Source organism: Fictibacillus sp. 18YEL24 (assembly GCF_015903855.1).
GTDB lineage: Bacteria > Bacillota > Bacilli > Bacillales > Fictibacillaceae > Fictibacillus > Fictibacillus phosphorivorans_C.
Genome location: NZ_JACZDT010000004.1, coordinates 384407 through 404447 on the forward strand (window position 1 = coordinate 384407; position 20041 = coordinate 404447).

Consider the following 20041-nt stretch of genomic DNA (forward strand, 5'->3'; position numbering starts at 1 on the left):
CCCGAACTTGGGAGGTTTTTTTAGGTTGATTTAAGAATATGATAATATCGAGTAAGTGATATAAGAGGTGATTTTTTTTATGAGAATAAGTGTCATTGGCGGCGGGGCAATCGGGTTATTAGTTTCTTATTTCTTAAAGCAGAACGGGCAAGAACCTGTTATATATACAAGAAGCTCTGAACAAGCAAAGGAACTTAGAAGGTCTGGGCTCACTTACAGAGATACAAATGGTTCAGAAACAACTGTAAAGGTCGATGCGAAGCCATTTGCACAATATTTTGGTGAAGAATCATCGTGTATCATCGCAGTTAAACAAACGGCGATGAATGAATTACATGGATTGATTACATACAGTGAAGTTTCCTATCTCTTTTTACAAAATGGAATCAGTCATCTATCTTTTTTGAAAACCATGCCACAAAAACAAATAACTATTGGTGTTGTTGAGCATGGGGCGATCAAGAAAGATTTTACAACCGTCCATCATCTTGGAGAAGGAAGGATAAAAGTTTCCTCTTATAGAGGAGATTCTGAACAGACATGGGGCGGATTGCTTCATTCTAGTCGTTTTCCAATTGCATTAGAAAAAGAGTGGGAGCGGATGGTTTATGAAAAGTTAATTATGAATGCATCCATCAATCCGCTTACAGCGTTGTTAAGAATAACAAATGGAGAACTTTTAACGAACCCACATGCATTCTCTATGATGAAAGAACTTTTTGATGAAGCTGTTTCCGTATTGAATATGACTGGACGGCGTGAAGTCTTATGGAAGGAATTGTTAGTCCTATGCAGAAATACTTCATTAAACCGCTCTTCAATGTTAAAGAGCGTAGAGAGTGGTAAGCAAACTGAAATTGAGAGTATTACGGGTGAGGTTATTAAGAGAGGAAAAGAATTGAAGATTCAAACCCCTTATTCTCGTTTTGCTTATGAAGCGATCAGTGCATTGGATGGGAGAGGATGAAAGATTGGCAAGTGTTCTAGGTGCGATTATTGCTACTTTAATAACCGTTCCTTATATTGTCTTTTTTCTTGTTAATAAGAGCATGCTAAAGCTTACGAAAAAAAGGAAAAAAGCCTTTAAGGTGGGTGTTGATAGTACAACGTTATTTTTATTTTTTGCTATTGAAAGAATGACTATTGAAATTTGGGGCCATTCTTATTACTGGATTCTTCTACTCGTATTTCTATTCGGCTGTTTACTTTTTACATATGTGATTTGGAAAAATGATTTGGATCTGTCTATCGGAAAAATACTTAGGTTAAATTGGCGTCTGCAGTTTCTTGTTCTTTCAATTGGTTACTTTTCGTTGATGACATATGGAATCGTTTTACGTATTTTGGACATTTAGAGCATATTTTTTATGTTCTTCAATCGTTCTTTGCTATACTCGTTAAGGATGTAATTGATACGTAGAAAGGAAGTTCATAAATGAGACTGGAGGAAATGCAGCTTCATACATCGCCTTTTTTAGAAGGGTACTCCAACGGAGATGCGGAGGTTGTCCGTTTTTTTGATTATAAATCTCCTTATGACAAGCATGAATGGACAAAAAGACAACAGGAATTGAAGCGTTATTCGTTTCCTAGACAGGGTCTTACGGATTATCTGACTTCTTATAATCAAAAGGTTGGTTCCTCTCCTAAAACAATAGAAAACATACAAAAGTTGAATGCAGAAGATAGTGTAGCTGTGGTTGGTGGACAACAAGCAGGACTTCTAACTGGACCGCTTTTAGTGATCTACAAGTGCATCAGTACTATTCAACTAGCAAAACAAGCTGAAAAAGAATTAAATGTTCCGGTTGTTCCAATATTCTGGATAGCTGGTGAAGATCATGATATGGATGAGATCAACCATGTTATGGTTCCCAAGAACAACACCGCGAAAAAAGTATCATTAAAGTCAGCGGGCAGCATTAAATCTTCAGCCTCACAATGGGAATGGAATAGAGATGAGGTTCAACCTTGGTTGAAGGAAGTATTTCGTTCCTTTGGTGAAACAGCTTTTACTAGTGATCTAGTTGCAGAGACAGAACGTATCTTGAAGGAATCAGATTCAATCGTTACATTTTTCGCAAAGCTTCTTGCTAAATGGTTTTCTGAAGACGGCCTAATTGTATTAGATTCTGGTGATCCTGCGTTTAAAAAACTGCAATCGATGATGTTAAAAGAGATGATTCTTCATAACAGCGAGATCGATAAGGCTTTTAACGTACGTACGGAAGAACTGTGCAAAAGTGGTTATTCCGCACCGATAGAGGTTCAAGACAACAACGCACATCTATTCTATACGAAGAATCAGGAACGGATCTTGTTGTATCGTCATGAAGATGGATTCTCCTCTAAAGAGAAAGACTTCACGATCTCAAAAGCAGAACTACTTGAAGAAGCGGTTGAACACCCAGAAAAATTCAGCAATAATGTCGTGACACGTCCTTTGATGCAAGAGTTTCTTCTACCTGTGTTATCGTTTGTTGCTGGACCTGGTGAAATTGCCTATTGGGCTGTTCTTGGAAGGGTTTTTAGCCAATTTGATAGGATGATGCCGATATTAACACCAAGGCTTTCCTTTACTCTCGTAACTGCTGAGGTTAACGAATTGCTTCATTCAAAGAAATTAACAGTAAAACAAGTTTTAGAGAATGGTACGGAAGAATATAAACGCGAGTGGTTTACTTTAAACCGTCCCATCGAGACTAATGAAACAGTGCAGTCTGTAAGAGCAGAGTTTACTTCTTCTTATGAAAAGCTGATAAAGCTAGCAGAAGATATAGATTCAAAGCTTCTTTCCGTTGCGGATCACAATTTGAAAAGAATTTTATCAGAGATCGACTATATGGAGGATAAGCTTAAACAGCGTGTTCGAAAAAAGGTAAAAGAACCACTTGCCGAATTTGATGAGATCATGCTCCAATTAAAACCAACTGGAATCTTGCAAGAGAGGATTTGGAACATCTATCAATTCGTAAATGAAGAAGGCTCTTATCTGGTGAACAAACTTGTACAATACCCTTATCAATTCAATGGAAAACATAAGATTGTATACGTTTAAAAACGATAAAATATTTTAGAAAAAATCCTGTCCTACAGCAGGATTTTTTTTTTTGTACACGAATAATACTTGTAGTGGTGAAAAGTGGAGCGTTGTGGTAGATTTAGGGGAGAAAGTGGGGTGATCATATGTTCATGGGAGAGTATCAGCACAGCATCGACGAAAAAGGACGTATGATCATCCCCTCCAAATTTCGTGAAGAACTAGGCACAGAGTTTATCTTAACTCGCGGGTTGGATCAATGTGTATTCGGATATCCTTTAAATGAGTGGAAAGTCATCGAAGATAAACTGAAGAGTTTGCCATTCACTAAAAAGGATGCACGTGCATTTACTCGTTTTTTCTTTTCTGGAGCTGCTGAATGTCAGTTAGATAAACAGGGAAGAGTGAACATTGCATCTCCGCTCAGAGACTATGCAAAACTAGAAAAGGATTGCGTAGTGATAGGTGTGTCGAATAGAATTGAAATTTGGAGTAAATCAATTTGGGAAGAATACTTCTCAAAATCAGAAGACTCATTTGGAGAAATTGCAGAAAGTCTGATGGATTTTGATTTATAACCCTTAAGTTTATTGCAGAGAGGAATTTTCCATGTTTGACCATATAACCGTTTTAAAACAAGAATCAGTAGATGCTTTACACGTGAGACCAGATGGAATTTATGTTGATTGTACGTTAGGTGGGGCAGGTCATAGTGCACTTATTCTGTCTCAATTAGAAACTGGCCATCTATATGCATTTGATCAAGATGACATAGCTATTGAAAACGCCCGTCAGGTACTAAAGGAACATGAAGGAAAGTATACGATTATTCGCAGCAATTTCCGTCATATTAAAGAAGAGCTTTCTAAACGTGGCATACATAAAGTGGATGGCATCCTTTTTGATCTAGGTGTCTCATCTCCGCAACTAGATGAAGCGGATAGAGGGTTTAGCTACCAGCATGATGCTGAACTTGATATGCGAATGGATCAATCAAGTGATCTTACAGCAAAAGAAGTTGTGAATGAATGGACGTTCAATGAGTTGATGAAGATTATCTCAAGATATGGCGAAGAAAAATTCGCTAAACAGATCGCTAGAAAGATTGAAGCGGCTCGTGAGAAAAAAGAAATTCAAACAACTGGCGAACTTGTCGAAATAATAAAGGATGCTATACCTGCTCCTGCAAGAAGAACAGGTGGCCATCCTGCAAAACGGACTTTCCAAGCCATTCGTATCGCTGTAAATGATGAATTGAACGCTTTTGAAGATGCGCTGCATGATTCCATTGAACTATTGGCTGTCGGTGGCAGGATTGCAGTTATCACATTTCATTCTTTAGAAGATCGTGCGTGTAAAAATATACTAAAAAAAGCAAGCACAGGTCCGGAACTCCCTCCAGGACTGCCGGTTATACCAGAAGAATACAAACCACAATTAAAACTCATCACGAGAAAACCAATCGTACCTACAGACAACGAGCTTGAAGAAAACAGAAGATCACGCTCAGCGAAATTGAGGGTCGCGGAAAAACAAAAATAGAGAGGAGAGCTAAAGTGAGCAATTTAGCCTATCAAGTTCAAAAACAACAAGTACAGTTACAGCCAGAAAGAAACCCAAAACCGGTACAGCAACCATCCCGAAAAATATTTACAAAAGGTGAAGTCGTATTGTGGGGAGCTATGGGGGTCGTCTTAATTGCCGGATTGATTTGGCTCATTTCTCTATACGCGTCTGTTTATCAGGCAACTGCTGAAGTTGAGAGTATTCAAAAGGACCTTACTGCTGAAACAAAGATCGTTGAAGATTATCACCTTCAAGTAACAGAACTTAGCAATCCAGAACGCATCATGAAGTTGGCAAAGGAACAAGGATTCATCTTTGACGATAAGAACGTAAAAGTGGTTCAGGACTAAAAAGCAGGTGTTGTTATGAAATTAAAAAGAAAAAACGTTGGAGCAGGTATTCTGATGGTTGTGTTTACCGTGCTCTTTTTTGTATTAACAAGTAAGTTCTTTCTTGTAGCTTCCTCTCAATCCGCAGAAGGGGTCGACTTGATCGAATATGGTAAGAGAAAATGGTTGAAGAGTGACGTCTTAGATGCGAAGCGTGGAACGATGTTTGACCGGAACGGTGAAGTGATAGCACAAGATATTCCATCATACAGCGTGATTGCCATTCTCGACAAAAAGTATCCTAATCATATAAAAGACCCAGAAGAAGCTGCAGAAAAACTTTCAAAAGTACTAGATTCTGACAAAGAAGACTTAGAAGAGCTTTTGAGTAAAGAAGGCAGATTTCAAGTTGAGATCCCATCTGGAAGAAAAGTTTCTTATCGCAAAAAAGAGCAGATCGAAAAGATGAAGATTCCGGGTGTAGATTTCTTAAGAGAATCTAGACGCTATTATCCTAACCAAGGCTTTGCCGCTCATGTACTAGGATACACTGGAAATGGTGAAGAAGGCGTCCAGACTGGACTGATGGGACTTGAAAAATCCCTAGATAAGTATTTACAAGAAAAGGATGGCAAAATCTCCTTTGTTGGTGATGCTTTCAGTCGTGCGATTCCAGCAAATAAAGAATCGATCACACCACCGAAACATGGTCAGGATATCTATTTAACTCTTGATGAGAAGATTCAACTGTACTTAGATGAAGCGGTGCAAGAAGCTGCTAAGAAATATAAGCCAGAAAAGATTACTGGCATCGTTGCTGATCCGAAGACGGGAAGAATTCTCGCGATGAGTAATTCACCTAGTTTTAATCCGAACAAAAAGGATATAAAAAACTATACGAACTTCGCTGTTTCATATCCGTTTGAACCGGGATCAACAATGAAGATTTTCACATTGGCAGCAGCCATTGAAGAAGGTAAATACAACGGTAATGAGGTGTTCCAATCTGGGTCGTACAAGCTTCCGAACATCGGAAGACCAATCTACGATCATAATAAAAGAGGCTGGGGACCGATTACTTATAATGAAGGAGTTCAAAATTCTTCTAACGTTGCGTTCTCAAAACTTGTACGCGAAAAACTAGGTTATGAGAAATATAGAAGTTATCTCTCTAAATTTGGATTAGATCAAAAGACGAACATTGACCTGCCGAATGAGAAGAGTGGATCAATTCTTTATAACTATGAGATCGAAAAAGTAACCACTGCGTTCGGCCAAGGAACGACCGTCACTCCGATTCAACAGATTCAAGCCGCTACAGCTATTGCAAATGGTGGTAAGATGATGAGACCATACGTGATCGACAAGATCATGGACCCAGAAACGAAGAAGACGGTGTTATCAAATGAGCCGAAAGTAGCGGGTAAACCTATTTCTGAAGAAACTGCAAAACAAGTACGAGATATATTAGAAACAGTAGTAACGGATGGAACAGGTAAACCTTATATGATCGATGGTTATAGCGTAGCTGGAAAGACAGGAACGGCACAGATTGTAGGAAAAGACGGAAAGTACATCTCTGGTTGGGGAGAGAACGTATTCTCTTTCTTGGGAATGGCTCCTAAAGATGACCCTAAACTTTTAGTATATGTAGCTGTGGAACGTCCTAAGGTTGAGTTCCCTGAGATGGGTTCTACACCAGTAGCTAATATTTTTACAAGCGTTATGAAAAGCGGGCTCCAATATTTAAATATTCAGCCTGAAGCTAAAGTGAAAAATCAAGCTTCTAAAATAAAGAAATCTTATGGTAAAGAATTACCAGATTACACTGGACAATCTGCTGAGAAAGCAAAGAGTGATTTAGAAAAACTCGGAATGCAGGTTTCCGTCATTGGTTCAGGTAAGGATATCACCAACCAAGAACCATATGAGGGTGCTTATGTTATGAAAGGTGAAAGAGTCATATTAAGAACGTCTGGTGATGCAAAAATGCCTGATGTTAAAGACTGGTCTTACATGGATATCTTAAGGATCAGCAAGCTTCTTGGATTGAAAGAAACGATAACGGGAAGTGGATTTGCAGTAAAACAAAGCATTAAACCCGGAAACCCCGTTAAAGAAGGAGATTTCTTTGTTGTTCAACTAGAACCTCCTAAAGTAACAGAATCAGAAACAGATTCTGAAGAAGAAGAGAACGTGGAAGACCCAGGTTCTAGTGAGGAACAGTCACAAGATGAAGATCTTCCGCTAACAGACTAAATGTTCTAGGCGCTTGTGTACAAGCATATATTTGAAACGAGACATACAAGGGAGGTATTGTGTGTGCGAGTTTCGAATGTAACTGTACGCAGGCGCTTAATTTTTGTTCTTGTTTTTGGAATAGCTTTCTTTTTTGTTATTTCTGTAAGACTTGGCTACGTTCAATTTGTGCTTGGAGATATGTTGACAGATCAAGCCCTTGATTCTTGGAGCAGAGACATTCCTTTTGAACCAAAAAGGGGAAAGATTCTAGATCGTAATGACGTGGTACTCGCCACAAATATTAGCGCTCCGACCGTCTTTGTCGTTCCAAGGCAGATTAAGGAACCTGAAGAAACTGCTGAAAAGTTGGCTGCTTTGTTAAATATATCGAAAACAGAAGTGTACCAAAGACTCACAAAGAAAGCCTCTATCGTGAGAATCGATAATGGAGGACGAAAGATCAGCAATACGAAGGCAAAAGAAGTTGAAGCTTTGAATCTACCAGGTGTTTTTGTTGCAGAAGATAGCAAAAGGCACTACCCGTACGGATCCTATCTTTCTCATGTACTTGGATTTGCAGGTATTGACAGTCAAGGGCTCACAGGACTAGAACTCTATTATGATGAACAGCTGAACGGTGAAAAAGGTCATATCTCTTTCTTCTCGGACGCAAGGGGACGCAGAATGCCATCGTTATCGGACAAGTATGAAAAACCGAAAGATGGCTATGACCTCAGATTAACGACAGATTCACGTGTTCAAACCATTATTGAGCGAGAGCTTGATATCGCACAAGCTACCTATGACCCTGATGGAGCAATCGCTATAGCGATGAATCCGAATACTGGTGAAATCCTTGGAATGAGTTCACGACCGGATTTTGACCCGGAAGAGTACAAACGAGTTTCGCCGGAAGTATACAATCGAAATTTACCAGTGTGGGCTCAATATGAACCAGGCTCTACCTTCAAGATCATCACGCTTGCTGCAGCACTCGAAGAAGATAAAGTTGACTTAGATAAAGATCATTTTCACGATCCTGGATCGATAGAAGTTGCAGGGAGAAAGCTTAAATGCTGGAAAGCGGGAGGGCATGGCAGTCAGACCTTCTTAGAAGGTGTTCAAAATTCATGCAACCCAGGGTTTGTTATTCTTGGTCAACGTCTAGGTAAAGATAAACTATTTGAATATATTAAAGACTTTGGATTTGGAGAAAAGACAGGTGTTGATTTGGCTGGTGAAGGTAAAGGAATATTATTCTCCTTAGATCGTGTTGGACCGCTAGAACTTGCAACAACCGCATTCGGGCAAGGTGTTTCTGTGACTCCAATTCAACAAGTAGCTGCTGTGTCTGCGGCCGTAAACGGAGGCTATCTGTACGAACCATATATAGCTAAAGAATTAGTGGATCCTATTACTGGGAAAGTCGTTAGTAAGCAGACACCAAAACTTAAAAGAAAAGTGATCTCTGAAAAAACGTCTAAAGAAGTTAGACGCGCATTAGAAAGTGTTGTAGCTCAAGGGACTGGAAAGAATGCATTCGTTGATGGTTACCGGGTTGGAGGGAAAACGGGGACTGCTCAAAAGGCTGAAGGTGGCGTTTATTTAAAGAACAACCATATCGTCTCCTTTATCGGGATGGCTCCTGCTAACAATCCTGAAATCGTTGTTTATGTTGCTATAGATAATCCAAAAGAAACACTGCAGTTTGGTGGGATTGTGGCAGCGCCAATCGTTGGTAATATTATAGAAGACAGCCTTTCTGCTATGGGCGTTAAAAAGCAAAAAGATCAGATAGAAAAAGAGAAAACATGGCTCGATGCTCCTGAAGTAGTCGTTCCAGATTTAGTCGGAAAACAAACGAAAGAGCTTACGAACTTGCTGTATAATCTCAAAATTGAAACATCCGGAAAAGGGAACTACATCGTACAGCAAGCTCCTAAAGCTGGCGTAAAGCTAGAAGCTGGTAAAACGATTCGTTTATTTTTGGGTGACAAAAAAGAAGTGGAAGATTAAAATAAAGAATGTACACATAGCCAAGCGCGGAATCTTGCTTGGCTTATTTTCTTTAAAGATGCATATAAAACGCTCTTTTATAGAAAGATGTTATTTTGGTGCACTTATTCGAACGGCATATAAGATAACACCAAAAAAGACCTTTATATGAGCTGCAACACATGTGAGATTTCGCTATTTTTGACTATACGCTTAACGATGATTAGAGGAGAGATCAGGATTAATGGAATTAAAAGAACTGCTTACATATTTAGTGAACTATGAAATGGATATTCAAGCCAATCCTGAAATTACCTCCATTGAAATGGATTCCAGGAAAGCTGGGAAAGGCTGTCTCTTTGTATGTATGGAAGGGCTTCTGTTTGATGGACATGATTTTGCAAAAACCGTTGCGAATAACGGAGCTGCTGCTATTTTAGCCGAGAAAGATATTGATGTTAACATTCCTGTTATAAAAGTTAAAAACACAAAAAAAGCTCTTGCGGTTCTAGCAGATGCTTTTTATGGTCATCCCTCCCAAAAACTCCATTTGATTGGGATTACCGGTACGAATGGGAAGACGACAACTTCTCATCTCATTGAAAAAGTTTTAAGAGATGCTGGGAAAAGCACTGGGATGATCGGCACGATTGAAATGAAAATAAAAGATCAAAGCTTTAAGGTAGCGAATACTACACCTGATTCATTATTTTTGCAGAATGCTTTTTATCAAATGACCGAAGAAAAAGTGGAAGCGGCCGTAATGGAAGTGTCTTCGCATGCTCTCGTTCAAGGTAGAGTATGGGGATGTGACTTTGATATCGCTGTTTTCACGAACTTGACACAAGATCATTTGGACTACCATAAGAATATGGAAGAATACCAGTTTGCAAAGAGTCTTCTGTTCTCACAAATGGGTAATACTTATAACAGATCAGATCGTAAAGTCGCTGTTCTTAATAATGATGATCCAGCTTCAAAAATGTTTGAAAGAGTGACTTCCGCACAGGTTGTTTCTTATGGAATTGACAACGATAGCGACGTTCGAGCAACCGATATATTGATCGGATCGCAAGGCACTACGTTTAAGCTGCAAACTCCTATAGGTTCAAGAGAAGTTACATTGAAGCTTATCGGAAAGTTTTCTGTTTATAATGTGCTCGCAGCAACCACAGCCTGTTTGTTATCTGGATTAGATCTGGATCAGATTCTTGCTAGTCTAAAAGAAGTAACTGGCGTTTCTGGCAGATTTGAACCTGTTATTGCAGGTCAAGATTTTACGGTAATCGTTGATTACGCACATACGCCAGATAGTTTAGAGAATGTATTACGAACGATTAAAGAGTTTGCAACCGGGAAAATAACAGCGATCGTAGGATGTGGTGGTGACCGTGATAAGACCAAGCGGCCACTCATGGCAGGAATTGCGGCTAACTTAGCTGATCATGCCATCTTCACAAGTGATAATCCACGAACAGAAGATCCTCTTCAAATCTTAAAAGATATGGAAGAGGGTGTAGACGATGGGAATTATGTGACCATCCCTGACCGAAAAAAGGCAATCGAACATGCGGTTGAAAAGGCTCGTGCAAACGATGTTATACTTATAGCCGGAAAAGGTCATGAAACCTATCAAATCATTGGAAAAGATATATTAGAATTCGATGATAGGATCGTTGCAAGGGAAGCAATTAAGGCGGTGAAAAAATGAAATTAGATTTTAAAGAACTGGTCTCATTAGCAGATCGTACGAGTGGTAAGTATGAGAACTTAATATTAGAAGGTGTTTCTAAAGATACGAGACATAAAAGCGAGAATGCCCTATATTTACCGATAGCCGGTGAGCGGTTTGATGGTCACGATTTTCTGTTAAATGCGATCGAGCAAGGTTGCACGGCTACAGTCTGGCAAGAAGGAAAAGATCTTCCAGAAGGATTGCCGGAAGGTTTTCCTATCCTTTACACAAAAGACACAGTAACATTTTTGCAAGATATCTCTAAATATTACTTGAAGAAGATCAATCCTGTTGTAGTAGCTGTAACGGGTAGTAACGGAAAAACAACGACAAAAGATATGATCGAAAGTGTTTCCTCTGAAAACTTTAAGACGTTTAAAACGCAAGGAAATTATAATAATCATATTGGAATGCCTTTGACCATCCTAGCGATGGAAGATACTACAGAAGTATTGATCCTAGAAATGGGTATGAGTGATTATGGTGAGATATCACTTTTAAGTAAGATCGCAGAGCCAGATGTTGCTGTTATTACAAATATCGGTGAAAGCCATCTTGAACAGCTTGGTAGTCGTGAAGGAATCGCTAAAGCGAAACTTGAGATTGCAGATGGATTAAAACAAGGCGGGCTGTTTATCATCGATGGAGATGAGCCGCTTCTTTCACATGTAAAAGGTGAGAACGTTCTGCAAGTTGGATTTGGTGATTCCAACACATTGAAGTTATCTAACCTTAAGACAGATGCACATGGTGTTACGTTTTCTTTAGAAGAAGGTACAACTGTGTATCGCATACCGATGTTAGGACGACATAATATAAAAAATGCAGCATACGCCATAGCTGTAGGGCATTACTTGAATATCGAAGAAAATAAGATACTAGAAGGGCTTGAGAACCTTAAAGTTACTTCCATGCGTCTTGAAATGAAAAGCGGTAAGAAGGATACTCTTCTTATCAACGATGCCTATAACGCTAGTCCAACGAGTATGATTGCAGCTCTAGATACACTTGCTGAACTAAAAGATTATTCTAATAAAGTTGCAGTTCTTGGAGATATGTATGAATTAGGTTCAAATGAAGAAGAGATGCATCGAAACATAGCGAAGCATGTGAATGAATCGATTTCTCATGTGATATGCGTGGGGCAAAAAGGTGCTTGGATTGCAGACGAACTAAAGAAACAAAAAAATGACGGACTTGAGGTTATTCAATGTCTAACAAAAGAAGAAGCGGAAGAACCTATTGCTAAATTATTATCAAAAGACACTGCTATTCTTTTTAAAGCATCAAGAGGGATGGTATTAGAAACCCTAGTCTCGAAATTTGTAGAGAAAGAACAGGAGTCGAAAAAATGATTGAGCAAGTCTTATTATTTACATTAGTTGCATCCTTCTTAATCGCGGTATTAAGTTCACCCTTTTTTATCCCGTTTTTAAGAAGATTAAAATTTGGGCAGAGCATTCGGGATGAAGGCCCAAAATCTCACCAAAAAAAGCAGGGAACACCTACAATGGGCGGGATTGTTATCGTCTTAGCCCTAGTTATCGCGACATATGCGATGACTGCTAAGTTTTTTGCTGTTACGGCAGAGACCCACTTGCTTATCCTTGTTACATTAGGATACGGACTTATAGGATTTTTAGATGATTTTATTAAAGTAGTTAAGAAAAGAAATCTAGGTTTAACATCAAAACAAAAATTAGTAGGTCAATTAATCATTGCAGCTCTTTTCTTCCTTGGGCTAAGAGCCATTGATTTCTCAACAGAAATTTCGGTTCCTGGAACAGATGTTTCGTTTGATCTAGGATGGTTTTACCCAATATTAGTTGTATTCATGTTAATCGGTGCTTCAAATGCGGTAAACCTTACGGATGGATTGGATGGACTGTTAGCTGGAACAGCAGCTATTGCTTTTGGTGCGTTTGCTGTTTTGTCTTCTACAATTCTTCAATTTGAAGCTGCTATTTTTTGTGTAGCGGTGGTTGGTGCAGTACTAGGTTTTTTAGTTTTTAATGCACACCCAGCAAAAGTATTTATGGGAGACACTGGCTCACTTGCATTAGGTGGTGCGATTAGCGCGGTCGCGATCCTAACAAAGCTTGAGATTTTACTAGTTATTATCGGTGGAGTTTTTGTAATCGAAACGCTTTCTGTAATGATTCAAGTAGCATCGTTTAAACTTACTCGTAAGCGTGTCTTTAAGATGAGCCCGCTTCATCATCATTATGAACTGTCAGGCTGGAGTGAATGGCGCATCGTCGTTACATTTTGGCTTGTAGGATTGGTATTTGCAGCATTAGGAATTTATTTAGAGGTGTGGGTATAGATGAAAGACACTACATTTTTTAAAAACAAAAAGATATTAATCGTAGGGTTAGCTAAGAGCGGTTTTGCTGGTGCAAAACTGCTTCATTCGTTTGGGGCACAATTAACAGTGAACGATAAAAGTCCTAGAGAAGGTAATGTGGAAGCAGAAAAACTTGAGAAGCTTGGAATTAAAGTAGTATGTGGCGATCATCCGCTGACATTACTAGATGAAAAGTTGGATTTCATTGTAAAGAATCCAGGAATTCCATATCAAAACCCTTTGATTGCTGAAGCGGTTAAACGTAACATTCCAGTTTATACTGAAGTGGAAATAGCAGGTATGATTTCAGAGGCATCAATTATTGCGATTACAGGTTCAAACGGTAAGACAACAACCACTACTCTTATTGGTGATATGTTAAAAAACAGTGATAAGACACCTATCGTAGCAGGGAATATAGGTACTGTGTTCTCTGAGGTAGCAGCGGAGTCGACAGAGAAAGATATATTAGTAGCTGAACTTTCTAGCTTTCAATTGATGGGAACAGAGCGTTTTAAGCCACAGATTGCCGTTTTTCTGAACCTATTTGAAGCACACTTAGATTATCATGGTTCTCTTGATGAATACGGAAAAGCAAAAGCTAAGATTACTGAGAACCAAGATCCATCTGATTATGTGATTTATAACGCAGATGATGAACGTGTTTCACATTTGATGAAGGATTCTAAAGCGCAGCATATCCCATTTTCTGTAACAAAAAAATATGATGGTGGGGTTTATGTTGAAGATGGTGCCCTTTATTTTCAGGACCAAAAAGTTATTGATCTAAGTGAGATCGTGTTGCCAGGTAAACATAATCTGTCTAATATTATGGCAGCTGTCGCGGCATCCTTATTAGCCGGTGCTACGTTGAAACAGATACATCAAGTTCTAACTTCGTTTCCTGGGGTTAAACACCGTCTGCAGTACGTAGGAGAGTTTAATGGCAGACGTTTTTATAATGATTCAAAAGCTACGAATATATTAGCGACGAATGCAGCGTTGTCTGCATTTGAACAACCCGTCATCTTACTAGCTGGTGGTCTTGATCGTGGAAATTCATTTGATGATCTGCTTCCATCACTAAAAAATGTAAAAGCGATCGTTACTTTTGGTCAAACAGCTGATAAATTAGCGGATACAGCGGAACAGGCAGGAATAGAAACGATAAAACGTGCTGATAATGTGGAAGATGCTGTTCCCCTTGCGTACAGTCTATCTGCCGAAGAAGATGTCATTTTATTGTCTCCTGCATGTGCTAGCTGGGATCAATATAAGACATTTGAACAAAGAGGGGACATGTTTATCAACTCTGTGCATAAACTTAAATAAGGTTTGTACAAATAAGAAGAGTTGAGGTGTTTCCCTTTGCCTGCAACGAAATCAACCCCTGATATCATAATGATTGTAGTTACGCTTATGTTGTTATCGATCGGCATAATAATGGTTTATAGCGCTAGTGCAGATTTAGGGCTATACAAGTTTGATGATGCGTTCTTTTTTGCAAAGCGACAATTGTTATTTGCCGGTGTGGGTATTGCAGCGATGTTTTTTATCATGAACATCAATTACATGACGTGGAGAGTCTGGTCTAAGATTCTTCTGATTATTTGTTTTGTATTATTGATCGCGGTTCTTGTCCCAGGTATTGGTATGGTGCGTGGTGGTGCTAGAAGCTGGATTGGTGTAGGTGCTTTTTCTATACAGCCGTCTGAATTTATGAAACTGGCCATGATTACTTTCCTGGCTAAGTATCTATCAGAGCATCAAAAAAAGATCACTTCTCTTAAAAAAGGTTTAGTACCTACTCTTGGATTAGTGATGATCGCATTTGGCATGATTATGCTTCAGCCCGACCTAGGAACAGGAGCAGTAATGGTCGGAACAAGTATTGTGATGGTTTTTGTTGCAGGTGCGCGTATCTCCCATTTTGTAGGGATGGCTTTAATCGGTCTTATCGGACTTGCGGGATTAATTATTTCTGCTCCTTATCGAATTAAGAGGATCACTTCTTTCCTTGATCCTTGGAGTGATCCTTTAGGCAGCGGATTTCAGATTATCCAATCTCTCTATTCACTCGGACCAGGTGGATTGCTTGGATTAGGTTTAGGGCAGAGCAGACAAAAATTCGGTTACCTACCTGAACCTCAAACGGATTTTATTTTTGCGATCCTCTCGGAGGAGCTTGGTTTTATCGGCGCTGTTTTTGTATTAATCCTCTTTAGTCTTCTCTTATGGCGAGGAATCAGGATCGCTTTAGGAGCTCCAGATCTATTCGGTAGCTTTTTAGCGATAGGAATTATAGGGATGGTCGCTATTCAAGTGATGATTAATATCGGAGTTGTAACAGGATTGATGCCTGTAACTGGAATAACACTTCCATTTTTAAGTTATGGAGGATCTTCATTAACTCTAATGCTCGCGTCAATTGGAGTAATCCTCAATATTAGCCGGTATTCAAGGTATTAATACTTGAGTTTCAAAGGAAATTCTCTTATTCTAAACATAGCGATTTAAAGACGTTACCCTGTCAATTATGGCAGGGTAACTTCTTTTTCTGGAGTCATTTTTTGATAGCTTGTTTTCGTATATCATTTTGCTTATGTTAGTTGCTGATTTCCGCTCCAGGTTGCACGCTTTCCACGGGGCGAACGGTGAGCCTCCTGCCGCTTTGCGCCATTAGGAGTCTCCACCTGACCGCTCGTCCCGTAGGAGTCGGCAACCTTCCACTCCAATCAGCTTGCTAGGAAGAAAAAATCAATTAAGTAGGTTGTGTTAAACCAGTAGTAGTACTACAACCCTTTGTCAATTAATCAAAGAAGCAACTAATAAATCATAACGAAAGCATCTTAAATTTTTTTAGGAAAATAAAAAGTAAGAAACAAAATCGTTAGTTCTGACGAATACTACTTTGTCGATGTTTAAGGACAATGAAAACATGGAAAAGATTAACGCATAGCATATAAATAGAACGATGCGTATGAACGTAGGGGGTTTTTAATTATGTATAGCCAATTAGCTGAGAAATTAAAAAGTGAAGATTTAGGAACTGTCCTTGTAAATGAACCATTAAAAAATCACACCACATTAAAAATTGGTGGACCAGCTGACCTTTTTTATGAACCGAAAGACATTGAAAGTCTAAAAAAAGCATTAAGTTATATAAAAGAAGCCAACGCACCAATACGTGCAATTGGAAGAGGCTCTAACCTCCTAGTTGCAGACGGGGGCATAGAAGGGGTTGTCATTAAAGTAGGGGAGGGGATCAACCACCTTGAAAAAAATGATAACACGATTAGAGTTGGCGGGGGGTATTCGCTTATTCCGCTAGCCACTGTAATGTCACGCGAAGCTTATACGGGTCTAGAATTTGCAGCAGGTATTCCGGGATCAGTTGGCGGAGCTGTATTCATGAATGCAGGTGCGCATGGATCCGATATGTCAAAGATCGTTGATAAAGCTTTGATTTTATTACCTGATGGTGAGCTTACATGGCTTTCTAATGAAGAACTGAAATTCTCTTACCGTACTTCTGTTCTCCAAGAGACAGGTGGAATCTGTGTTGAAGTCATCCTTGTTTTGGATAAAGGGGATAAAGAAACGATCATGGCAGAGCTTAAGAAGAATAAAGATTATCGCAGAAACACACAGCCATGGAACTATCCGTGCTGTGGCAGTGTTTTCCGTAATCCGCTGCCTAATTATGCAGGACATCTCATTGAAACATCGGGACTTAAAGGGACTCAAATTGGTGGAGCACAAGTTTCGGAGATGCACGCTAATTTTATTGTGAATACTGGAGATGCAAAAGCCAAGGACGTGCTGGATCTTATCAGTTATATACAAAAAACGATTAAAGAAAAGCATGGTGTTGAACTTCATACAGAAGTTGAAATCATTGGTAGAAATGATTAACAAAAAATTGGATAAATAGTGCTGAATTGCGGCTTATCCGTGCTATAATACAAAGAACAAGAAAAAATTAACTTTTGACGTTTCGAAACGAACCATACATTTCGTTATCTTCTGACAGTTGGACTGTTATCAGTACCTTTTTGAAGACTTGGCGTCTATCTGCCAAGTTCTTTTATTTCTGGTCAACCGTTAATGTTTCTTGTACTAACTTATAAAACGGAGGAAGAGGATGGACAAGGTAAAGGTTGTCAAGATTGAGGACCGAATTCCGAAGCTGAAAGAACATCGCAAACAAAAAGCAAATCGTCGTCTTATTTATTACTTGTCCTTTTTCTTCCTGTTATTGTTGGTCGTCGTTTATTTTCAATCAGATCTTAGTCATGTGAAGAAAATTACCGTCTCAGGCAACTATTTTGTAACCGACAATGAGATTCTTGAAAAAAGCAAAATTTCAACAAAGACAAAGTATTTGAATGTATCTGAAGATGAAATTATGGAGCGGCTCGAGGATATCTCAGAGGTTAGTTCTGTATCCATCCAAAAGAAATTTTTTAACCAAGTTGTAATTAAAGTGAGTGAATTTCAACGAGTCGGGTATTTCAGGAAAGAGAACGTATACTACCCGATGCTTCAGAACGGGAAAATGTTAGAGCCTTTAAAGAAAAATGAGAGACCAGTAAATGCACCTGTAATCGTCAGCTGGAAAGATCCAGAACAACTAGAGATGATGGCACAGGAACTGCAGAAGCTGCCTGAAGGAATTATTCATCGTATATCTGAAATCACACATACACCTTCATCCAACAGTTCAAACCAGCTAACGTTGTTTATGACGGATGGAAACAAAGTGGTGACAACTATCTCTAAGTTTTCAGAAAGGCTGACAGCTTATCCCTCTTTAGTGAGCGAGTTAAAGCCTGAGGAAAAAGGAACGTTCTATTTAGGAATCAGCACACGTTTTGAACGATACAACCAAGTGGAGGAAAGTAATGAGAAAAATTAAAGGGACGCATCTTTTCCTATCTTTAATCCTACTCGTTACCGGGTTCATATTATCTTTCTCCTATCAGAGAGCGCAGATCGAAAAGCAAAATGTTGTGCAGAACAATGAATGGAAAAAGGAAGATTCATTGCGCAGCCAAATCTTAAATCTTCAAAAAACAAATAGAGAATTAGCAGGCGATCTTCAAAGTCTGCAGCAAAATGTTGAGAAGAAAGAAAATAAGCTGGCAGATCAAGAGGAGATATCTTCTAAACTAGTAGAAGATTTAAAAGAGCTCAGAATGGTAGTAGGAAACGTAAAAGTGAAAGGGGAGGGGGTAGAAGTTACCCTACAAGATTCCTCCTATATACCGGAAGGGGAGAACCCTAACGATTATATCGTCCATGAAGAACATATAAGAAGTGTCATTGACGAACTTCACGTATCGGGTGCAGAAGCCATTGCTATAAACGGTCAAAGAATCTCTCACGATACGTATATCGCTTGTATCGGTCCTGTCGTTTCTGTAGATGGCAACCAATATCCTGCACCCTTTGTTATTACAGCAATTGGTAATTCCACAACCCTAGAGAAATCTTTGAATCTATACATCGTCGATAAAATTGTTAATGATGGTGTAGAAGTAAGAGTGGAGCAAGAAAGCGCGATCGAGATGGAGCCATTTATTACAGAAGAGGGATGAGTTAGTTGAAAGAAAGACAATTCATGTTTGCAACAATTGCCCTCATACTTGGCGGAATGCTGGCGATCCAATTTGAGACCACAAACAATCCTGTTGTTCGGGATACTAGAGATTTATGGGAATTAAGAGCTGATTTGGAAAAAGAAAAACAGCGTCAGCAGGAGCTTAATGAGGAATATGAACGCTATAGTGAACTCCTGAACCAATACAAAGGTGAAGGTAAGGACGAAAAAATCCAAGCAATGGAAAAAGCGCTATGGGATTTAAAAAAACAGGCAGGATTAACAACGATTAGCGGACAAGGAATCGTAATAACGATCGAACCTTTTAGTGAAGAGCTAATTGGAGTAGGTCAACCTGTTCCTAAAATAGATCCTGATATGCTTAGAAGACTTGTAAACGAACTAAACCGATATGATGCGAATGAGATCTCTATAGATGGCCAACGCGTCGTATCTAAAACCCCGATCCGGGAAGTGAATGGAAACATTTACATAAACAATGAGCCTGTTTCATCATTTCCGATTGAAATCAGAGTTTTGGCAAAAGACAATGAAAAACTTCATCAGAAGATCATTGCTTCACCCGCTGTAGAGGAGTTTATCCGAGAAAATTTTCTCGTCGAATCCAAACAAACGGCTAAAGTTATTTTGCCAGCTTTCGATAAAGATATGAAGGTGAAGTTTATGAAACCGGCAAAGGAGGAAACGTAAGATGTGGTTGCCGGTACTTGGACTGTTATTAGGTCTACTATTAGGTTTCATGTCTGATATCCGGGTCCCTCCAGAATATGCAAACTATTTATCAATTGCTGTCTTAGCTGCACTCGATACCTTATTCGGTGGTATACGTGCACATCTTCAAGGCAGTTTTGAAGATAAAGTGTTCATTACAGGTTTTTTCTTTAACATTTTATTGGCTGCAGGGCTCGCATACTTAGGGGTACACCTTGGTATCGATCTGTATCTAGCTGCAATTTTTGCATTTGGTGTTAGGTTGTTTAATAATATCGCTGTTATTAGACGCTTAATTATTTCCAAATGGTCAGATTCGCGCAAAAAGGCCTAAAAAATTTGAAAAAACGGTAAAAAAAAAGAGGGATAACCCGTTGTTTGTGGAATTTATTCCATAATTAAGCGCAAATTAAGGGATTTTTAAAAATTTAAGAAGATTTTTTGGATGAAAGGT

18 protein-coding genes are annotated in these 20041 nt (G+C 39.1%); all 18 read left to right on the plus strand.

Going from position 1 to position 20041, the window contains the following annotated elements:
- Window positions 1-79 precede the first annotated feature (79 nt).
- The 18 genes from HU823_RS15165 to HU823_RS15250 all read left to right on the plus strand — a co-directional run bounded on the left by HU823_RS15165 (window position 80) and on the right by HU823_RS15250 (window position 19921).
- Window positions 80-967: a ketopantoate reductase family protein gene (locus tag HU823_RS15165; protein ID WP_197222579.1), complete on the plus strand. Its 888-nt coding sequence runs from the start codon at window positions 80-82 to the stop codon at window positions 965-967.
- A 4-nt stretch (window positions 968-971) separates the two neighbouring features.
- On the plus strand, window positions 972-1355 hold the full coding sequence (locus HU823_RS15170) for a DUF3397 domain-containing protein (RefSeq protein WP_197222580.1): 384 nt from the start codon (window positions 972-974) through the stop codon (window positions 1353-1355).
- Between the two features lie 80 nt (window positions 1356-1435).
- Window positions 1436-3058 (plus strand): bacillithiol biosynthesis cysteine-adding enzyme BshC, encoded by a 1623-nt coding sequence (bshC, locus tag HU823_RS15175; protein WP_197222581.1) that lies wholly within the window; start codon window positions 1436-1438, stop codon window positions 3056-3058.
- 128 nt (window positions 3059-3186) lie between these two features.
- Window positions 3187-3618, plus strand: a complete 432-nt coding sequence (mraZ, locus tag HU823_RS15180; RefSeq protein WP_144700935.1) for a division/cell wall cluster transcriptional repressor MraZ — start codon at window positions 3187-3189, stop codon at window positions 3616-3618.
- 31 nt (window positions 3619-3649) lie between these two features.
- Window positions 3650-4582 (plus strand): 16S rRNA (cytosine(1402)-N(4))-methyltransferase RsmH, encoded by a 933-nt coding sequence (rsmH, locus tag HU823_RS15185; RefSeq protein ID WP_197222582.1) that lies wholly within the window; start codon window positions 3650-3652, stop codon window positions 4580-4582.
- A gap of 14 nt (window positions 4583-4596) precedes the next feature.
- Complete coding sequence (ftsL, locus tag HU823_RS15190; protein WP_144700931.1) at window positions 4597-4956, plus strand: cell division protein FtsL; 360 nt, start codon at window positions 4597-4599, stop codon at window positions 4954-4956.
- Between the two features lie 15 nt (window positions 4957-4971).
- Window positions 4972-7194 carry a penicillin-binding protein gene (locus HU823_RS15195; RefSeq protein ID WP_197222583.1) on the plus strand — a complete coding sequence of 741 codons (2223 nt, stop codon included), beginning with the start codon at window positions 4972-4974 and terminating at the stop codon, window positions 7192-7194.
- A 63-nt stretch (window positions 7195-7257) separates the two neighbouring features.
- Window positions 7258-9192 (plus strand): stage V sporulation protein D, encoded by a 1935-nt coding sequence (locus HU823_RS15200; RefSeq protein ID WP_144700927.1) that lies wholly within the window; start codon window positions 7258-7260, stop codon window positions 9190-9192.
- A 223-nt stretch (window positions 9193-9415) separates the two neighbouring features.
- Window positions 9416-10882, plus strand: coding sequence for a UDP-N-acetylmuramoyl-L-alanyl-D-glutamate--2,6-diaminopimelate ligase (locus HU823_RS15205; protein WP_197222584.1), 1467 nt, complete (start codon window positions 9416-9418; stop codon window positions 10880-10882).
- The gene (locus HU823_RS15210) at window positions 10879-12261 is read left to right on the plus strand and encodes a UDP-N-acetylmuramoyl-tripeptide--D-alanyl-D-alanine ligase (RefSeq protein ID WP_197222585.1); all 1383 of its coding nucleotides are present in this window, start codon (window positions 10879-10881) and stop codon (window positions 12259-12261) included. Before HU823_RS15205 ends, HU823_RS15210 begins: the two co-directional genes overlap by 4 nt.
- Window positions 12258-13232: a phospho-N-acetylmuramoyl-pentapeptide-transferase gene (mraY, locus tag HU823_RS15215; protein WP_144700921.1), complete on the plus strand. Its 975-nt coding sequence runs from the start codon at window positions 12258-12260 to the stop codon at window positions 13230-13232. Before HU823_RS15210 ends, mraY begins: the two co-directional genes overlap by 4 nt.
- On the plus strand, window positions 13233-14585 hold the full coding sequence (murD, locus tag HU823_RS15220; protein WP_197222586.1) for a UDP-N-acetylmuramoyl-L-alanine--D-glutamate ligase: 1353 nt from the start codon (window positions 13233-13235) through the stop codon (window positions 14583-14585).
- A gap of 36 nt (window positions 14586-14621) precedes the next feature.
- Entirely contained in the window at window positions 14622-15722 is a 1101-nt protein-coding gene (spoVE, locus tag HU823_RS15225) for a stage V sporulation protein E (RefSeq protein ID WP_144700917.1), read from the plus strand.
- 534 nt (window positions 15723-16256) lie between these two features.
- Entirely contained in the window at window positions 16257-17168 is a 912-nt protein-coding gene (gene murB, locus HU823_RS15230; protein WP_197222587.1) for a UDP-N-acetylmuramate dehydrogenase, read from the plus strand.
- A 229-nt stretch (window positions 17169-17397) separates the two neighbouring features.
- A complete protein-coding gene (locus tag HU823_RS15235) occupies window positions 17398-18171 on the plus strand; it encodes a cell division protein FtsQ/DivIB (RefSeq protein ID WP_197222588.1) in 774 nt (257 codons plus the stop codon).
- The gene (locus HU823_RS15240; RefSeq protein ID WP_186320533.1) at window positions 18158-18853 is read left to right on the plus strand and encodes a DUF881 domain-containing protein; all 696 of its coding nucleotides are present in this window, start codon (window positions 18158-18160) and stop codon (window positions 18851-18853) included. The genes HU823_RS15235 and HU823_RS15240 overlap by 14 nt, the downstream gene beginning before the upstream one ends.
- 5 nt (window positions 18854-18858) lie before the next feature.
- Entirely contained in the window at window positions 18859-19566 is a 708-nt protein-coding gene (locus HU823_RS15245; protein ID WP_144700911.1) for a DUF881 domain-containing protein, read from the plus strand.
- A gap of 1 nt (window position 19567) precedes the next feature.
- Window positions 19568-19921 (plus strand): small basic family protein, encoded by a 354-nt coding sequence (locus HU823_RS15250; RefSeq protein ID WP_066393455.1) that lies wholly within the window; start codon window positions 19568-19570, stop codon window positions 19919-19921.
- Window positions 19922-20041 lie beyond the last annotated feature (120 nt).

Bases quoted from the DNA above. Each gene is read 5' to 3' on its own strand.
- murB (WP_197222587.1), top strand. From the start codon at position 16,257: ATGTATAGCCAATTAGCTGAGAAATTAAAAAGTGAAGATTTAGGAACT.
- mraY (WP_144700921.1), top strand. From the start codon at position 12,258: ATGATTGAGCAAGTCTTATTATTTACATTAGTTGCATCCTTCTTAATC.
- HU823_RS15195 (WP_197222583.1), top strand. From the start codon at position 4,972: ATGAAATTAAAAAGAAAAAACGTTGGAGCAGGTATTCTGATGGTTGTG.
- rsmH (WP_197222582.1), top strand. From the start codon at position 3,650: ATGTTTGACCATATAACCGTTTTAAAACAAGAATCAGTAGATGCTTTA.
- HU823_RS15250 (WP_066393455.1), top strand. From the start codon at position 19,568: ATGTGGTTGCCGGTACTTGGACTGTTATTAGGTCTACTATTAGGTTTC.
- HU823_RS15165 (WP_197222579.1), top strand. From the start codon at position 80: ATGAGAATAAGTGTCATTGGCGGCGGGGCAATCGGGTTATTAGTTTCT.
- HU823_RS15240 (WP_186320533.1), top strand. From the start codon at position 18,158: ATGAGAAAAATTAAAGGGACGCATCTTTTCCTATCTTTAATCCTACTC.
- HU823_RS15210 (WP_197222585.1), top strand. From the start codon at position 10,879: ATGAAATTAGATTTTAAAGAACTGGTCTCATTAGCAGATCGTACGAGT.
- HU823_RS15205 (WP_197222584.1), top strand. From the start codon at position 9,416: ATGGAATTAAAAGAACTGCTTACATATTTAGTGAACTATGAAATGGAT.
- mraZ (WP_144700935.1), top strand. From the start codon at position 3,187: ATGTTCATGGGAGAGTATCAGCACAGCATCGACGAAAAAGGACGTATG.
- bshC (WP_197222581.1), top strand. From the start codon at position 1,436: ATGAGACTGGAGGAAATGCAGCTTCATACATCGCCTTTTTTAGAAGGG.
- HU823_RS15235 (WP_197222588.1), top strand. From the start codon at position 17,398: ATGGACAAGGTAAAGGTTGTCAAGATTGAGGACCGAATTCCGAAGCTG.
- murD (WP_197222586.1), top strand. From the start codon at position 13,233: ATGAAAGACACTACATTTTTTAAAAACAAAAAGATATTAATCGTAGGG.